Source organism: Flavobacterium sp. (genome assembly GCF_965277525.1).
Taxonomy (GTDB): domain Bacteria; phylum Bacteroidota; class Bacteroidia; order Flavobacteriales; family Flavobacteriaceae; genus Flavobacterium.
Genome location: NZ_CBDIDC010000011.1, coordinates 343169 through 361742, shown reverse-complemented (window position 1 = coordinate 361742; position 18574 = coordinate 343169). Strand labels below are relative to the sequence as shown.

10 protein-coding genes and 1 pseudogene are annotated in these 18574 nt (G+C 34.0%); 8 read left to right on the top strand and 3 right to left on the bottom strand.

Going from position 1 to position 18574, the window contains the following annotated elements:
* The first annotated feature begins 1 nt into the window (after window position 1).
* The 6 genes from ACQY44_RS22310 to ACQY44_RS22285 all read left to right on the top strand — a co-directional run bounded on the left by ACQY44_RS22310 (window position 2) and on the right by ACQY44_RS22285 (window position 9284).
* Entirely contained in the window at window positions 2-331 is a 330-nt protein-coding gene (locus ACQY44_RS22310; RefSeq protein ID WP_428232478.1) for an SET domain-containing protein-lysine N-methyltransferase, read from the top strand.
* Entirely contained in the window at window positions 328-3636 is a 3309-nt protein-coding gene (locus ACQY44_RS22305; protein ID WP_428232477.1) for a tail fiber domain-containing protein, read from the top strand. Before ACQY44_RS22310 ends, ACQY44_RS22305 begins: the two co-directional genes overlap by 4 nt.
* Window position 3637: 1 nt before the next feature.
* Window positions 3638-6187 (top strand): tail fiber domain-containing protein, encoded by a 2550-nt coding sequence (locus ACQY44_RS22300; protein WP_428232476.1) that lies wholly within the window; start codon window positions 3638-3640, stop codon window positions 6185-6187.
* 2 nt (window positions 6188-6189) lie between these two features.
* On the top strand, window positions 6190-6744 hold the full coding sequence (locus ACQY44_RS22295) for a hypothetical protein (RefSeq protein ID WP_428232475.1): 555 nt from the start codon (window positions 6190-6192) through the stop codon (window positions 6742-6744).
* A 4-nt stretch (window positions 6745-6748) separates the two neighbouring features.
* The gene (locus tag ACQY44_RS22290) at window positions 6749-7567 is read left to right on the top strand and encodes a DUF6734 family protein (protein ID WP_428232474.1); all 819 of its coding nucleotides are present in this window, start codon (window positions 6749-6751) and stop codon (window positions 7565-7567) included.
* A 316-nt stretch (window positions 7568-7883) separates the two neighbouring features.
* On the top strand, window positions 7884-9284 hold the full coding sequence (locus ACQY44_RS22285; RefSeq protein WP_428232473.1) for an IPT/TIG domain-containing protein: 1401 nt from the start codon (window positions 7884-7886) through the stop codon (window positions 9282-9284).
* 522 nt (window positions 9285-9806) lie between these two features.
* On the opposite strand, the gene ACQY44_RS22280 is transcribed toward ACQY44_RS22285, so the two are convergent.
* Genes ACQY44_RS22280 through ACQY44_RS22270 form a run of 3 tightly spaced genes read right to left on the bottom strand, consistent with a single transcriptional unit; the run spans window position 9807 to window position 15403 of the window.
* Window positions 9807-12230, bottom strand: a complete 2424-nt coding sequence (locus ACQY44_RS22280; RefSeq protein WP_428232472.1) for an ABC transporter permease — start codon at window positions 12228-12230, stop codon at window positions 9807-9809.
* Between the two features lie 42 nt (window positions 12231-12272).
* Window positions 12273-14684, bottom strand: a complete 2412-nt coding sequence (locus ACQY44_RS22275; RefSeq protein ID WP_428232471.1) for an ABC transporter permease — start codon at window positions 14682-14684, stop codon at window positions 12273-12275.
* Between the two features lie 5 nt (window positions 14685-14689).
* The gene (locus ACQY44_RS22270; protein ID WP_428232470.1) at window positions 14690-15403 is read right to left on the bottom strand and encodes an ABC transporter ATP-binding protein; all 714 of its coding nucleotides are present in this window, start codon (window positions 15401-15403) and stop codon (window positions 14690-14692) included.
* A gap of 280 nt (window positions 15404-15683) precedes the next feature.
* Between ACQY44_RS22270 and ACQY44_RS22265 the strand changes: the two are divergent.
* Window positions 15684-17046 (top strand): annotated as a pseudogene (locus tag ACQY44_RS22265) (sigma-54-dependent transcriptional regulator).
* A gap of 126 nt (window positions 17047-17172) precedes the next feature.
* Window positions 17173-18507 carry a sensor histidine kinase gene (locus ACQY44_RS22260; protein ID WP_428232469.1) on the top strand — a complete coding sequence of 445 codons (1335 nt, stop codon included), beginning with the start codon at window positions 17173-17175 and terminating at the stop codon, window positions 18505-18507.
* Window positions 18508-18574 lie beyond the last annotated feature (67 nt).

Sequence of the window (18574 nt, the reverse complement as noted above, 5' to 3'; positions counted from 1 at the left end):
CTTGAATAATATTAAAATAACCGTCACCTGCAAAATTCTAAATAAAGAATTAATTGGTACTTGGGTGACGGCCAAAGCCACGAGTGACAAATCAAGATACTTATTTCAAAAGCATATGTCTAAAATTTGGTGGGAAACAGATGACCTGGGCAGATATTGCAATCATTCATTAACTCCTAATACAACAGTTGTCTTTCAGGAAAATCAATTGATACTAAAAGCAAATAGAAAAATAGAATACGGTGAAGAAATACTAGTTGATTACCGAAAAATTACAAACTACACAGGATACATTCCAACAATAAATTTTAAAAACCAAAACATAAAATGAGCACAGATCATAACAGAATAAAAGTCGCAGACTTAGAAAAAAATCAGCGAAATAAAATATTGACCACAAATGATAGTGGAGAATTAGAATTTAGCGACATTAACAATATTAAAATCGATAGTTACAATGCACTTGATTACACAGTTATCGGTAAAGCACTAGATGCCAGACAAGGTAAAGTTTTAAAGGATTTAATTGATAACATCAATACAGTAATCGCTTCTGACAACCCTGACTTAAATACACTACAGGAATTAGGCAATGCAATCAAAACTGTACAGAGTGCTTTAAATACTATCTTAGTAAATGACCTGACTTCAGGTGGCACTACAAAAGCCCTGACAGCTGAAATGGGAAAAGCTTTGCAGAATAACAAAGTGGATAAAATGGCAGGCAAAAATTTACTTTCAGATACTGAAATTACACGTCTGGGAACGCTTTCGAATTATACACATCCCACAAATCATCCCGCGACAATTATTACTCAGGATTCTACTAATAGATTTGTAACGGATGCCGAAAAAGCAAGCTGGAATGCCAAACAATCTTCATTGGCTTTTGTTCCTGAAAATGCAGCTAATAAAAATGTAGCAAGTGGTTACGCAGGACTTGGTACTGATGGAAAATTAATTTCTTCCCAACTTCCTTCCATAACCCTTAACGATACTTTTGTAATTGCTTCACAAGCAGCTATGTTAGCATTACAAGTACAAACTGGAGATCTCGCAATAAGAACCGATTTAAGTAAATCATTTATTTTAAAAGGTACAAATCCGGCAGTTTTAGCAGACTGGCAGGAATTATTAACCCCAACAAGTGCTGTAACAACCGTTTTTGGACGCAATGGCGCTATTACCTCTCAAACAGGGGATTATAACGCTGATCAAATCTCTGAAACAGCAAATAGAAAATTTCAATCTGCCAATCAACAAACGTTTAATGATGCTACGTCAAGCATCCAGACGCAATTAAATTCTAAAGCTTCTACAACGGGTTCCGGTGCATCCGGTACCTGGCCTATTAATGTAACCGGAAATGCTAATACTACAGGTGGGCTCCTTGTTCATTCGGCAACTAATAATGAGCCAAATAAAATTGTAAGGACAGACAGCAACGGTTATATCCAGGCAGGATGGATCAATACAGTTTCAGGTGATAATGGCTCTAATACTATTAGTAGAATTTATGCGTCAAATGATCAATATCTAAGATATTATACTCCGGCAAATTTTATTAATACTTTAGGTCTTGCAACGACAGCATCCACAATTCCGTCAAATGTATATAGTGGTACTCCTGTTGCCACATATTTTATAACTAGTGCTGGTGTAAGTGGTATAAAAGTTAAACTTCCATTCTCTACAAGTTCTGAAAAAATGGTATCTTTTACCGTTAGGTTATATCAGTCTTATGAAACCTATGATGTTCAATTTTCTGGCTACTTATATGGTAATATTGACAATTGGTATTCGCCCAAAGCAGTAATGATTTGTGGTACTAACTCTATCAATGCAATTATGGGTAAAGATTCTGATGGTAAAGCTTATGTATGGCTGTCTGGCGGAAGTTATTCAGGAGCAGCTGTTTTTGATGTTGTTGGCGGATACAATACTGCAGATTGGAATACAGGATGGACGATCACAAATGATGCATCTGTGCCCAACCAGGTATTAAATACAACTGTTTATCCCTCATTGAATACTAATAGCTATAAAAACTACTCTTCATTTTCAGGAATTGTTAGTTCTGGTACTGGATTTCAAACCGCTAATTATGCTGCTAACACAAGAAATAGAATTTGGTCATTCGGGGATGCAGACGCACATGGTTTAAGTTATTTTCAGGGAACTTCAGGTCAATATAGTACAGATTCAATCGGAATTCATTTTGGTACAGCTACAAATGCCGGTTCAAAATTTATCTTCGCCAGTAATGGTGATTTAAATACAACTGGAGTCACTACAAGCTCTGCTTTGGGGATAGCCCAAACAAACGGCTCCGGTCAGGGAATATCTCTATATGCCGGTGCAGTAAATGGTATGCCGTCTTATGGATTGATGTTTGCAACAACATCAAATTATGGCGGATATGGATCAGTAAATGGAGATTGGGCTACCTACTTTACAATGGCTGGTGCAACAAACAGAGGTTGGATCTTTCGTTCAACCAGTTCCAATGTGGCAAGTATTAGTGCCACAGGTGTATTTACCGGTTCTGGCTTTGTTGGGCCCTTATCAGGAAATGCTGACAGTTCAACTTTGTCCAGCCAACTTAGATGGACTAATTACGGAAATGGGCATACTATTTTTGACGCCTCATCTTCTTTATCACCTAGTGGTAAAGGAGTAAACAATACCAATTCAGAAATAGCCTGGTCTTCAACTTACCCGTCTCTTATGGGATGGAATGGTGCCAATACTTATGGTTTAAGGGTTGACTCTGCCAGAATTGCAGATAGAGCATCAAGAGCAAACGGAAATTTATACATTGATGATAATTATGGTAATGGAGTTGTAGGTGTCTACTCATCAACCAGATATCAGGGAATTTTCGCCATGGGTGATGCTTATAAATTAGCCGCTGATGGTACAGCGACTAACAATTGTTACGGATTAGCCTGGACACATCCTAACGTTGGCGGTCAGTCTATTGCCGGATTAAGTCACCAATTGTTGGTAATGGAAGCCGGTACTACTAAAACAGCAATTGGTACAGGTATCTGGACATCGGGAGCTATTACTGGATCAAGATTCGCAGCGGGATACGATGCCGGAGTTGCTAACTCTTTTTCTTGTGATGGATGGTTTAGATCTGGTGGTTCTTCAGGTTGGTACAATGCCACATACGGAGGTGGTATTTGGATGCAGAATGCTACTAACGTTGAAATTTACGGAAACAAACAGCTTTTAGTCAATAATACCATAATGGCTACAGGTGATGTAATAGCCTATTATTCTGATGAAAGATTAAAAACGAACAAAGGCAGCATACCGAATGCTTTGGATAAAGTCAAAAAATTAAACGGATTTTATTATCAGAATAATGATTTAGCAAAAAGTTTTGGCTACAAGTCTGATGACTTACAATTAGGACTATCTGCTCAGGAAGTTCAGGCCGTTTTGCCTGAAATTGTTACAAGAGCACCTTTCGACAGAGAAATTCTGGAAGATGGAACAGAAGTTTCTAAATCGGGAGAAAATTATTTGACCCTAAATTATGCAAAAGTCGTTCCTCTGTTAATTGAAGCTATTAAAGAGCAGCAATTACAAATAGATAATTTAGTATCTAAAATAAATAAAATATAAAATGAGCACAGATCATAACAGAATAAAAGTCGCAGACTTAGAAAAAAATCAGCGAAATAAAATATTGACCACAAATGATAGTGGAGAATTAGAATTTAGCGACATTAACAATATTAAAATCGATAGTTACAATGCACTTGATTACACAGTTATCGGTAAAGCACTAGATGCCAGACAAGGTAAAGTTTTAAAGGATTTAATTGATAACATCAATACAGTAATCGCTTCTGACAACCCTGACTTAAATACACTACAGGAATTAGGCAATGCAATCAAAACTGTACAGAGTGCTTTAAATACTATCTTAGTAAATGACCTGACTTCAGGTGGCACTACAAAAGCCCTGACAGCTGAAATGGGAAAAGCTTTGCAGAATAACAAAGTGGATAAAATGGCAGGCAAAAATTTACTTTCAGATACTGAAATTACACGTCTGGGAACGCTTTCGAATTATACACATCCCGCAAATCATCCCGCGACAATTATTACTCAGGATTCTACTAATAGATTTGTAACGGATGCCGAAAAAGCAAGCTGGAATGCCAAACAATCTTCATTGGCTTTTGTTCCTGAAAATGCAGCTAATAAAAATGTAGCAAGTGGTTACGCAGGACTTGGTACTGATGGAAAATTAATTTCTTCCCAACTTCCTTCCATAACCCTTAACGATACTTTTGTAATTGCTTCACAAGCAGCTATGTTAGCATTACAAGTACAAACTGGAGATCTCGCAATAAGAACCGATTTAAGTAAATCATTTATTTTAAAAGGTACAAATCCGGCAGTTTTAGCAGACTGGCAGGAATTATTAACCCCAACAAGTGCTGTAACAACCGTTTTTGGACGCAATGGCGCTATTACCTCTCAAACAGGGGATTATAACGCTGATCAAATCTCTGAAACAGCAAATAGAAAATTTCAATCTGCCAATCAACAAACTTTTAATGATGCTACGTCAAGCATCCAGACGCAATTAAATTCTAAAGCTTCTACAACGGGTTCCGGTGCATCCGGTACCTGGCCTATTAATGTAACCGGAAATGCAAATACTACAGGTGGGCTCCTTGTTCATTCGGCAACTAATAATGAGCCAAATAAAATTGTAAGGACAGACAGCAACGGTTATATCCAGGCAGGATGGATCAATACAGTTTCAGGTGATAATGGCTCTAATACTATTAGTAGAATTTATGCATCAAATGATCAATATCTAAGATACTATACTCCGGCAAATTTTATTAGTACTTTAGGTCTGGCGACAACAGCAACAAACAGATGGTACGACGGATGGGTTACCGCACCAGGTTACGATGCAAATACAATCGCTGAAAACAAATCTGGATTTTCTTATTCAAATAATTGTCCTTTAAGTGGGCAATTAATACATTTTGGTTCGGGAGGGTATAGTTTACAGCTAAATTCTAATTATGGATCAGGTATAGCCGATGTTAGATTTAGAGCACACAATGGAGATAATAGCACATGGGGCTCATGGGGAAGGTTTTTAACTGATGGTAATTATAATTCATATTCTCCCACCTTAACAGGAACAGGTGCAAGTGGTACATGGGGAATAAATATTAGCGGGAGTTCGAATGGTTCAGCACGATATATTGATTTATTACCTAACAGAACAGATGTTGCTGCTTATCCCATATTGTGGGGTGTAAATCAAGCTACAAATCCGGTTACTGGCAACGCATCTACTTACGCATTTTCATGTGATGCAGTAAAAATTCAATCCAGTACAGGAACAGTAATAGCCAATAATTTCAGTGGTTCTGGTTCTGGGTTAACTGGAACTGCAAGTAGTTTAAATATTGGAGGAAATGCAAATACTTCTAATTCAACAACAAGAATATCATTTAGTGATGGTCCAAGAACACTTAACGATCGTTTGCCTAACTCTTTTGCAAGAACTGTTAATTTCGATTTTGTTAATGCCGCAACTGTAGGGGGATCTGGAAACTATGGTGGAGTAATGACGTTTGCGCCATGGGATGGCCTTACTACTTCTACAGGAGATTCTTCTTATCAATTAGCCTTTAGAAACGAATCTGGGGTTAATGGCTCTGGATTACCTGGGCTTAGATTACGAAAGGGAATTGATAGTGCCTGGGGAGGTTGGTATGATATCTTGCATTCTGGTAATTACAATTCATATTCAGCATTTTCAGGTGCAATTACCGGAGCTTCATTAACAGTAACCGGAGATGTTACTGCTTTTTCTGATGCAAGAGTTAAAGAAAATATTAGGCCAATTAAAAATTCAATTAAGAGAATTCAGGCCTCAAGAGGAATTGTATATGATCGAATTGATACTAAACAAAAAAATAATATCGGATTTATAGCTCAGGAACTTGAAAAAACTTTCCCGGAATTAGTAATTACGCAGGAAGATGGAACGAAGGCTGTTAAATATCAAAATGCTGTCGCAGTATTATTTGAAGCTATTAAGGAGCAACAAACACAAATTGAAAAACAGCTATTGATTAATGAGAAACAAAGCGAACAAATAAAAATTATTCTACAAAAACTAAACTTACAATAGCAATGGCTTTAAATTCATCTGGCAAAATATCAATAAGTGACATTTGTGGCGAAAAAAAAATTACAGAATTAACGAATATATCGCTAACAACATTATCTACGACTAATATTAACTCTCTCAGTAGTTCAAAACCTAATGGAATTGCACCACATAATATAACTAAGTTTTATAATTATAATCATACAGCCGTTTCCTCCGGAGGTGGCACCGGTACTGTTAACACTGGTGTAATATGGAATAATACCGGTCATACAATTAGCGCAACATACATGGCAATTAAAGCTAATGGAACGAATGTAGCTTATATTACCTTACCTACATTAGCCAATGGAGATAGTTTTAAGTTTAGTACTTCATACACTAATCTAATATTTTACAACGGAACATTTGTTGTCGATTTATACACACCTACAGTCGGCTTAAACTCATCAAATTATTTTTACATGACTGCCGGTTCAAACAGTACTAATGGATATTTTTCAAATACCGGAAGTAGTTTAAGGGGTACTGTTACATCTTCAGGACCGCAATACACTATTATAATATATATAAAATAAACAAATGAAAGTCGTTTATAGTTATTGGGACACAGGCAATGGATTAAAAAAACCTGGTAATTGGTTCAATTCCAGATTTATGTTATCATCGATGGTTATATCTGTTTTAAATAGCCATAGACATTATGGCAGAGTCGAAATGGTTACGGATAGCCGTAGTAAGTTATGGATTGAAAAATTAGGCTTACCCTTTGAATCCATTAAAACTGACCTTGATGAATTAAATCAATATGATAAGAACTCATGGGCATTAGGCAAGGTAAAAGCATACAGTATTCAGAAGGAACCTTTCATGCATGTCGATTTAGATGTTATTCTATTTGAAGCATTGTCCGATAAACTTATAAATAACGAATTGTATGTTCAAAATCTTGAACCTTTTACTACAGATCCTTATAGTAAAACCTACTTACCTTATATTGATTTATTAAAAAAGAATGAAAAGAATTTACCTACTGGTTTTCATGATACAAAACATGCATTCAACTTAGGCATTTATGGCTGTAACAATCTGTATTTTAACACTTTATTCTGCGAATCTGTATTTACATTTATTAATCAAAACGAAAAACACTTTAAAACTTGTGTTCCTCTAGATAAATTATGTGTGATATGGGAACAATATTTTTGTGCTGTTATTGCAGATAAAATGGGCTTATCAATAGGTACAATAATAGATCCTGATTATAAATCACCAACTGAATCCGGATACAGACATTTATTGACTGATAAGTACAATGAAGAAATCGCAAACAATTTTAATGAACATGTAAAAATTATATATCCAGAATATTACAAATCAATAAATGAGTTACTAAACTAAACAATATCAAAATTTAGTGATTTAAAACAAAAAAAGTTCAATTGAAATTATTTGATAATGCTCCCGTCACAAAATATCTTCTACAAAAAATGGTAATAATAATGATTATAAAAGCTATCAAATTAAGCTTGGGAGCATTACTCAAATATGCAAATAATGTGGTATACCTTACTCAATAACAATTAATTTGAAAATAGAGTATTTGAAGATCCATTTCTATCAAAAACGCTTGTTGCTACATTTAAAGCTTATAAGCAGATCTAATAGAATATGATGAACATATGAGATATTTTTAACCATAAAAAACACCCCTAAAATGAGCATCCAACACAACAGAATAAAAGTAGCTGATTTAGAAAAAAATCAGCCCAATAAAATCCTAATCACTAATATAAATGGAGAAATAGAGTTTACCGAAGTTGGCAGCATACAAATTGACCGCTATAATGCATTAGATTATACTGCATCTGGTAAAGCATTAGATGCCAGACAGGGTAAAATTTTAAATGATACTAAAGTTGACAAGGTAGCAGGTGAACGATTGATAAATACAGCTGAAATTAACAAAATTTCAAGTTTGACAAATGTTACCACTATCGTTAAGTCGATATTTTCAACAGCTTTAGTCTCTCAAAATCTAGCAGGATTTGTAAATTATATTAACGGACTTAATCCTAATCTCACAGTTGGAGCCAATGAAATTGTAAAATATACAATCGCAGAAACCGGAAGAATTTACGAATTAAATCTAAGAGGCCGAAGCTTTGGTGCAGGGCAATCTCCTATTAATGATAGCGATGTTACGGAGATAACGGAATTCCTTAATAAGGATATAAAATTAACTAATTATCCCTTGACACGTAATGATGGTCAATTGTCAACAAATAAAGTTTTAAGTACAGATGCAAGTGGAAATTTAAAATTATATTCTTTACCAACATTTTCTGTATATCCCGCTCCTTTTTTAAGAGATGTTTCTCCCATTAGTATTTTACCAAATTCTACTCAAAATTTAACATTTGAAGGCGCCTTTTTTACGCCGGATATGACATTACTAATAGTTGGCCAAACTGTAAATTATATCACTTTTATTACCGATAATTTAATAAAAGTGAATGTCACAACAGGGTCAGCACAAGGAAATTTTGATGTTATTCTAAATAATGGACGAATCGCAACATTTACAGATGCCATTTTAATTGTTTTAGGAACTGTTTATAATTCAATTGAATCAGAATGGGTCAATAAAACAAATATAGATGTTAGCGAAATTGGAAGTGCTAAATGTATAGCTGACAATCTTAATGCAAGCGCTAAATGGACAAGAATAATTGACGTAAATAAAAATTTTTCAATCAGGTTTAATCTTCCCTTATCACCAATGTCTAATTCTAATATTGATAGCTTTATTGCTTTCAATGACATCGTAACTGGAGAAAATAAATTTTACTTTGAAGATTATGGAAGAGGAGAAGGAGATCTTAATAGAATCTATTATGGGATAAATGGTAGACAAATAGGATATTTTACAACAGATCGAAGTAAATTTTTTGAATTAAAAAAAATTGGAAATATCGTAACCGCTAGTTATCACAATGCGGATATTCTTATATCTACAGTTAGCAATACTACTACATTTTCTAACAATTTAGAAGTAGCCGTTTATTTAAAAAATTCAGATGTCAGTCAATTAAAATACATAGAACTAGCTATTTAAAAAAACAATACAAATAGCCCTCAAGAAAAACAACCGAAAATAATCCTGAAATTTTAAATAAAAACTTCTACAACAATAGGACAAATGGTATTATAGAATTGATAATAATGAATCTACAACAATGAAAAAAACACTTATAACTATTTTTATCGTTACCATAATACTTGGGTTTTCAGTATTGTTCTTAACTGGTATTTTTTTTTGTTTAATTACTACTGTTATAGTATTACTTTTATCTGGCATCTATGAAAGATTGAAAGCCTTTTTAAATACAATACGTAAAAGAAAAAGTTCTTCGGAAATCTTATTATTTACTAAATAAAATTGAAAAACCTCTCGCCTACGTATAATCCCGGGCAAAGTAGCATTACCATTTGCCAAACAAACCTACGAGCAAAAATTAGCCACCTGGGAAGAATGGGCTGATGTTGCTGTAGCAGCTCATGGGTGATCTGAAATAAACATTATTTAAAAAACAAAACCTCCAAAACTTTTCGTTATGGAGGTTTCAAATTTTACAATCTATTCATATTTCAGATATCTCAAAATATCAACTTTTGTTGCCTGATAAGCTCTGGTGAGCACAACTAGCAGGGTTAAGAAAAGTAAAGCGATAAATCCAATTAAAAACGGATAAATAGAAATCGTAATTCTGTACGCAAAATTCTCTAACCATTTGTTCAGTAAATAGTACGCCGGAAACAAAGCCATTAAAAATCCGATTATACTGAAAAAGACATATTGCCTGCACAGTTCTTTTAATAAAACATGCGTTTCAGCACCCAGTGTTTTTCGGATAGCGATTTCTTTCATTCTTCTTTCTATAGAGTAAGAAGCCAGTGCAAATAACCCGAAAAGCGCAATGGTAATTACAATGATATTCAAGAGAGAAAAAAGATTTTTTTGTTTTACATAACTGCTGTAAGACCTTTTGTATTCTTTATCGACAAAATCATAGGAAAACGGATATTCTGAATCGACTTTTTTTATCCACAAATCTTTTATATCACTTAAAGTTTGCTCCATGTTTTCGGGATCAGCTGTAATATAAATATTGTTTAAAAGTCCGGTAAACCAGGGTACTGTTTTAAAATGCAAAAAAGACATTGGTGGTATCGGTTCTCCCGGATTGCCTAAATTAAAATCTTTTACAACTCCAACAATAATAGCTTCTTGTCCGTTCCAGTCTACTTTTTTACCTATCGGATCTTTTTCATTCAATAATTTCAACGCCGTTTCATTAACCAGCATGGCATTAATAGTGTCCTGAGCAAATTTTGGACTCAGATATCGGCCTTTTACCATTTTTATTTTCAACATCTCCAGCAAACCAAAGTCAACAGGGATATTATTGCCATCAACATTTACATCCTTATATTGATAGGATATAACCGATTTTGCCCCATTCCCAAAAACAAAACCACCTCCTGAAACTTCTTTCACGCCTTTGATGTGCAGTAATTGATTTTTGATATTGGTATATCTGTCGAATCGGTCTTTCTCGGTAACTTTTTCACCATAAATATTGCGATACGAAATGTCTATAACTTGTTTTCCGTTAAAACCTAAATCTTTAGAATTCATAAGGTTTATCTGCTCGTATACAATATAAGATCCCACAATAAAGAAAGCAGCAATTGCAAATTGAAATATCAGCATCCCGTTTCTAAGCCAGACACCACTTTTGCTTCTGCCAAAATTCCCCTTTAATACTTTTAAAGTTTCAAAATTCGAAACATAAACAGCCGGAAATATTCCTGCCAATAAAACAGTTATAATAAATATAGCCACTAATTGTACATAAAACTGGCTACTTTGTAATACCAGTGTTTTTTCTAAAAAAGAATTGTAATAAGGTAAAGAAAGCTCTACAATAACGAGTGCAAGCAAGATCGAAAACAATGAAATTATGGCAGTTTCGAAAATAAATTGCTGAATTATAGCTGATTTTGAAGCTCCTAAAATTTTTCGGACCCCAACTTCTTTGGCTCTCTTCACTGCATTTGCCGTAGCAGAATTAACATAATTTACAATAGACAGGATTAAAATTAAAAGTGATAATCCAACCATGATCACTAAAAACTGAAAATTACCTTTTGCTTCAATCAGACTACCGGTTTTTGAATGTAACCGAAGTGATGATAATGGCTCTAAACCGGGTTTTACTTCACCAAATTTCTTAATATATTCCTTAGTGGTCATACCCTGATCTTTTGCCCGGCGGGTCACCAGATTATAAGAGTATAGTTTCTGAAGTTTTTTTTCAACTTGTTTTTGATCGTCTGGATTTTTTAATTTTACCATTAAAACAAATTGAAAATTTCCCCAGAATTCTATATTATGACTGATCATATTATCCATAAAATTGACTACGCAGGAAGGATTGTAAACTGATTTTTTGTCAAGTTTATAAACACCTCTCACAATCAGGTTTTTCCCTTGTAAAACAAGCTGTTTGCCTAAAGCGCTTTCATTTCCAAAAAACTGAAAAGCCAAATCTTGCGACAAACAAATACTATTTACATCCGGTAACGCTTTTTTAGGGTTGCCTTCAACAAACGGGTAAGGGAAATACTCAAAAAAGTTGCTTTGAGCAACAACAATCCTGTCAGACTGCACTTTTTTACTCTTAAAATGAATGATATCATCATCGTATTCACCGCTTAAATAACAATATGATTCGATTTCAGGGCTTATTTCTTTTATCGCAGATCCAACCGCTGCAGAACTTGAAGACCAGTATGTGGTAGGATCCATTTGGTTCGCTACTAAAAATACGTTATCCTTATTTGGATTCCACTGATCATAAGAATGTTCGTCATTCCAATACAAAGTAGAGAAAATCAGGCCTGCAATTCCAATACTCAGCCCCAGAACATTCAAGCCCGTAAAGATTTTATTGTTTTTTATATGGTAAATAAATATGTTGAAATAATTTAGTATCATCGTTTAATTATGAATTAGTTATAAAATGATTTGGGTTCCTTTTTATTCATATTTCAGGTATTTCAAAACATCAATTTTAGTCACCTGATAGGCTTTTCCTAACACAATCGTTAAGGTCAGAAACAGCAAAAGAAACAAAGCAAAGACAAAAGGCAATATTGGGACATCAATTCTGTAAGCGAAATTTTCAAGCCATTTTAGCAATAAAAAATAAGCTGGAAGGATTCCGATTAAAAAACCAATGGCACAGAAAAGCACATATTGTTGGGACAAATTCTTAAGCAAAACAGTGGTATCTGCTCCCAACGTTTTTCGAATAGCAATTTCCCGCAATCTTCTTTCCATCGAGAACGAAGCCAAAGCAAACAATCCGAAAACGGCAATTAAAATCACAACACCATTTAAAAGAGAAAACAATCGACTCTGATTTTCATATTTTTTATACGTTCTTGCAAAGTTGCTATCAACAAAATTATATTCAAAAGGATATTCTGTATCGACTTTTGTTCCCCAGAATCGATCAATAGCAGCAATTGTTTTAGACATTTCCTGTGGCGCAATTTTAACACAAATGTTATGTAAGTCTTTTTGCATCCAGTCGTATGTCGAGATATGAATGAAAATCATTGGCGAAATCCTGCTATCCAATCCAAAGTAATTAAAATCCTTTACGACCCCCACTACCTTAAATTTTCTGTTTTCCCAGAAAATTTCCTTGTTCAGGGGATCTTTTTCCAGCAACGTTTTAGCAGCAGTTTCATTCAGCAAAACATTAGAAATACTGTCTGAAGCAAGTTGCCCTGATAAATCTCTTCCTTTTACTATTGGAATTCCCAAAACATGGAGCATCCCAAAATCAATAGCCATTTGTTGCGTTATAACTTCCTTATTTGCTTTATAATGCATCCCGGACCACGAATTTATATCTGTTCCAATAGAAAATACTCCTGCAGAAACAGCCTGAACGCCATTTATTTTTAAAAGTTCTTGTTTTATTATTTTATATCTCTCAAATTGGTTTTTATCTTTCTTCGATTTAAAAGATATATCAATTACCTGTGCTCCTTTAAAACCTAAATCTTTCTCAGTCATATAATTTACTTGCTGATAGACTATAAAAGAACCAATGATAAAAAAGGTTGCTATCGCAAATTGCAAAACCAGCATCCCGTTTCTAAGCCAAATTCCGTTTTTACTGCGGGAAAAGTTTCCTTTCAAAACTTTCAAAGGTTCAAAATTCGAAACATACAGGGCGGGCAAAACTCCTGAAACTAAAATGACAATTATCAAAATGAAGATTAATTGCAGATAAAGCTGAGCCCCTTCAAGAATAAGATTTTTGTTTAAAAGTGAATTATAAAAAGGTAATGAAAGTTCTACGATCACCAATGCCAGTAAAAGTGAAAAAAGCGTAATTAATGTAGTTTCAAATACAAACTGAGCAACAATCTGCTGCCTTGTAGCCCCTGTAATCTTTCTTACACCAACCTCTTTGGCGCGTTTTATAGAGTTTGCAGTAGCAAGATTGATATAATTTACAATCGACAATAGCAAAATAAGGATCGATAAACCCATCAATATTTTTAAGAATTGAAGATTTGCAGTGCCTTCCGGGAAAGGACAATTGCCCTGCAAGAGCCTTGATTTGGTAAAAGGCAGCAACTTTGCTTTTGTTTGTTCACCGTATAGTTTTAAATAAGCTTCGTATGTGATCCCCTCTGATTTTGCTTGTTTTTTATAATTATTCTCTACGTAGATTTCGTTTATTTTTTTGAGTATTGCAGTCGTATCCCTTTGTTTTTTTATCTTTAGCATTAATCCAAAATTAAGCCCCCAGTTTTCTTTCTTTTTTTCCAGATCATCCTCAATTATGGTGGTAACTGCAGCAGGCATTACTGAAGATTTTTCAGACAATCGATAAACACCACGAACTACAAATATTTTTTCAGCATATTTGACCTGTTTTCCCATTGGATTTTCATTCTTAAACAAACGAGAGGCAGTCTCCTCAGAAAAGGCAATACTATTACGATCATGAAGGGCATCTTTTCTATTGCCATGAATAAATTCAAAAGGAAAAAAAGAGAAGAAATTACTTTGTGCGGTAAAAATCTTATCGACTACCTCTATTTTTCGATTGTATTGTATGGTTTCTTTAGCATAATCAGTCAAAAAATAACAATAATCCTGTAAATCTGAAGTAGATGATTTTAATATTGGACCTGGTACAGGAGAATTCACTGCCCAGATATTACCACCTCCAAGATCGTTTAATACAGCATAAATTGTATCCTTTTCAGGATTCCACTGATCATAAGAATGCTCGTCGTTCCAGTACAAAATGGCAAAAATCACACTTGCAATTCCAATACTCAAACCCAAAACATTCAAAGCCGTAAAAAACTTATTGTTTTTGATGTGGTAAATAAATATGTTGATCCAGTTTTTCAGCATGATTTTTAGTTGTTTAAATTGGCTGCAAAAACATCAATATTTCTATTGTTCGTTTTCTCTGAGAGGATAATTCCATCCTTCATTACAATTGTTCTTTGCGAAAACGAAGCGTCGTAATCAGAATGTGTTACCATCAAAATTGTAGCACCACTAGCATGAAGGTCCGTTAGTAACTCCATCACTTCATTACCATTTTTACTATCCAGATTTCCAGTAGGTTCATCGGCAAGAATAATCGCCGGATCATTGATTAATGCTCTTGCTACGGCAACACGCTGTTGTTGTCCTCCGGAAAGTTGCTGCGGATAATGTTTCAAACGATGCGAAATTCCTAGTATCGTAGCCATCTCCTGTACTTTTTTCTTTCTTTCCGATACCGGAACATTATTGTAAATCAGCGGCAATTCGATATTATCGTAAACCGATAATTCATCAATTAAATTAAAATTCTGAAAAATGAACCCAATGTTTTCTTTTCTCGCTTTTGATTTAAATTTCTCTTTCAGACCAGTCATTTCCCGTCCCAACAATTCATAACTTCCACCTGAGGCACTATCCAGTAAGCCGATGATATTCAGTAAAGTCGATTTTCCGCTTCCGGATGGCCCCATGATAGAAACAAAATCGCCCTGGTTAATCGTTAATGAAACATCACTTAATGCTTTTGTTTCTACTTCTTCGGTCCTGAAAATTTTTGAAAGCTTTGTAATCCTGATCATAATAATGTGTTTTTGATGTTTGTTTTTCTTTCTAAGAATTTTAGTGCTGAAGCAAAAAACAGATCCTAAATTAAGATAATTGATAACATAATTAATGAATATCTATTTTTGTTACATTTACCAGCAATAACGATTCTTATAATTGATGATTTGCTAATCTTAATGTGATTTTCGTGCCAAAAATTTAAAGATCGTAACTGCTTAATTTTTAAATTTTTATTAATTTGAAAAATAAAACACTGTCCATTATTGGACAGCTTTCGTCCAAAACCGAACAAAAATGAAAAAGACAAATGCCTCAATTTTAATTATCGATGATCAGGAAGACATCCTTTTTGCGTCGAAAGTATTCCTGAAAAAGTATTTTGAAGACATTTATACACTCAACAATCCAAAAAATATTGTCGAATTATTGTCTAAAAAAAACATTGATGTCGTTTTGCTCGATATGAATTACAGAATAGGTTTCGAAGACGGAAAAGAAGGTTTGTATCTATTGAAAGAAATAAAGACACTTTCGCCAAAAACCGTTGTGATTCTAATGACTGCTTTTGGTAAAGTAGAAACTGCTGTTGAAGGTTTAAAATCAGGTGCATTCGACTATATACTAAAGCCGTGGGAAAATAAAAAATTGCTTGAATCTGTAAAACCAGGCCGTTGATAAAGCCCGTAAAGAGCAAAAAAAGGAAAAGAAGATTGAAATGGAGAATGACTTTTTTATGGGCACCTCTGAAATTATCAAAAAAGCCTATTCTCTTGCCGATAAAGTAGCCAAAACAGATGCAAATGTTTTGATTCTTGGCGAAAACGGAACCGGAAAGTTTGTTTTGGCACATCATATATACACTCAGTCCGAAAGAAAAAACACTCCTTTTGTAGCTGTTGATTTGGGTGCTTTGAATTCGAATATTTTCGAAAGCGAATTGTTTGGTTATGCAAAGGGTGCGTTTACAGATGCTAAAACGGATACTCCGGGACGTTTTGAAATGGCGCAAAACGGAACTATTTTTTTAGATGAAATAGGAAATGTTCCGTTGCATTTACAATCTAAATTATTGCAGGTTATACAGACTAAAACCGTAACCCGATTAGGAGAAACAAAAGCAAGGCCTTTGAATGTTCGAATTATTACTGCAACTAATTTAAACCTGAAACGGGAAGTAGCTGATAAAAACTTCAGAGAAGATTTATATTACCGTATCAATACGATGGAAATCGTATTACCGCCTTTGAGAGAACGTGACGAAGATAAAATTCCACTAGCCGAATATCTTTTGGAAAAAATGATGGAAAAATATGGAAGAGACGAAATTACTTTTGATAAAAAAGTACTGGAACAAATAGAAAGGCATGCCTGGAACGGAAATATCAGGGAAATGGAAAACAAGATAGAACGTGCCGTTATTCTGTGTGAAAACAATAGAATTACAGTTGCTGATTTAGATTTAGAAACCATTACCACCTATGACAATCAGCCGGATGATATTCAGCTCTCTACTGTCGAGAAAGCTACTGTTGAAAAAGCGTTACTCAAAAACAACAATAATATCAGTAAAACCGCTGAAGAACTGGGATTATCACGTGGATCCCTGTACCGACGTTTAGAAAAATATAATATTAACATCAAAACTGATGATCTTTAAATTATTATAAAACAAATAGTTATGATATTAAAAGCCATTTCGCTTAAAATAAATCGCATAACTATGAGAAAAATTATGGCTTCAAAATTCTTAATTTTTAATTCTCAATTTTTAATTTATTAAAATATGTTTCAATCCATCAAAACCTACAAAATTCTTTTTTTAAGATTAATTCTGATTGTTGCAGGAATTGAAATATCAATCTTTTTCTTCAGGAAAGATTTAATCTTTACCGGAGTGTTTGGACTTTTTATTGTATTTCTGCTCCTAAGAGAAATGTATTTTTATGTCCGGAATTTTGTTTTGCTTTATAATAAAACGATCGCTTCGATATTGCAGAATGATTTTAGTTCTGATTTTTCTAAGCATAAATTCAATACAAATTATAATGATTTATTTCATTTATACGATACCTTAAAAAACAAGCAAAACGAGCAGGTTTCAAAAGATATTATCTACCGTTCTATTCTGAACAATATTGAAACCGGAATTATTATTTTGCAAAAACACGATAAAGACTGGAATATCTTTTTAATGAACGATTACTTTTCAACGCATTTTAATGTTCCGAAAGTATCCAAATGGAAATACCTGAAAAATCAATTGCCTTCGTTATGCGAAATTATTGAAGAAGATGGTTTTCAGGAAGTAAAAACAGCTATAGAAATTAGTGTCAACGAACAAAACAGGCAAACATTTGTTTTGCAGGCTTCAAGAACAGAAATTTTCGAACAGGATTATTTTATCGTTTTATTAGACTCTATTCAGAATGTGGTAGAGAAAAAAGAGAAAGAAGCCTGGGTAAATTTGATGAAAGTGATTTCGCATGAACTTTTAAACTCGATCACGCCTATTCGTTCTATTTGCCAGAATTTACAGGATTTGGTAGCGCAGGACTCAATGTCGGCAGAAGATTTAGAAGATGTAAAAAACAGCGTCGAAACCATGCTGAGACGAAGTGATCATTTGCAGAAATTTGTCGAAGGCTATCGAAAACTGGCAATGTTGCCTTCTCCTAAAAAGCAAAAAATAGCATTACAGCAATTGATCGAAAATTGTCTTCAAATCATGAATCCGTTATTCAAAGAGAAAGAAATTAAAATCGTAAATACTATTTCGTTGAAGCGTTCGATTCATATCGATCCACAACAAATAGAACAGGTATTAATCAACCTGCTGACGAATGCTATGCATGCTTTGAAAGATACCTTAGAAAAACAGATTTTAATTTCGGCAGAAGCCAGAGACAACCGAATCTTCATTAAAATTACCGATAACGGAAACGGAATTGAAAAAGAAATTGAGGACAAAATATTCCTGCCTTTTTTTACCACCAGAACTGAAGGAGCAGGTATTGGATTGACTTTGTCAAAAAACATTATTGAATCTCATGGTGGTTATATCACATACAAAAGTGACGAACGAAAAACTGCATTTGAGATTGCTTTGATTGAGAATTGATTGCTTTACATAAAAATTTCATTCTTAATAGATGTAATTATATAACATCTGAACAAAATTATATAAC

Coding starts and splice junctions, on each gene's coding strand:
- ACQY44_RS22295 (WP_428232475.1), top strand. CDS start 6,190: ATGGCTTTAAATTCATCTGGCAAAATATCAATAAGTGACATTTGTGGC.
- ACQY44_RS22300 (WP_428232476.1), top strand. CDS start 3,638: ATGAGCACAGATCATAACAGAATAAAAGTCGCAGACTTAGAAAAAAAT.
- ACQY44_RS22275 (WP_428232471.1), bottom strand. CDS start 14,684: ATGCTGAAAAACTGGATCAACATATTTATTTACCACATCAAAAACAAT.
- ACQY44_RS22285 (WP_428232473.1), top strand. CDS start 7,884: ATGAGCATCCAACACAACAGAATAAAAGTAGCTGATTTAGAAAAAAAT.
- ACQY44_RS22280 (WP_428232472.1), bottom strand. CDS start 12,230: ATGATACTAAATTATTTCAACATATTTATTTACCATATAAAAAACAAT.
- ACQY44_RS22305 (WP_428232477.1), top strand. CDS start 328: ATGAGCACAGATCATAACAGAATAAAAGTCGCAGACTTAGAAAAAAAT.
- ACQY44_RS22290 (WP_428232474.1), top strand. CDS start 6,749: ATGAAAGTCGTTTATAGTTATTGGGACACAGGCAATGGATTAAAAAAA.
- ACQY44_RS22270 (WP_428232470.1), bottom strand. CDS start 15,403: ATGATCAGGATTACAAAGCTTTCAAAAATTTTCAGGACCGAAGAAGTA.
- ACQY44_RS22260 (WP_428232469.1), top strand. CDS start 17,173: ATGTTTCAATCCATCAAAACCTACAAAATTCTTTTTTTAAGATTAATT.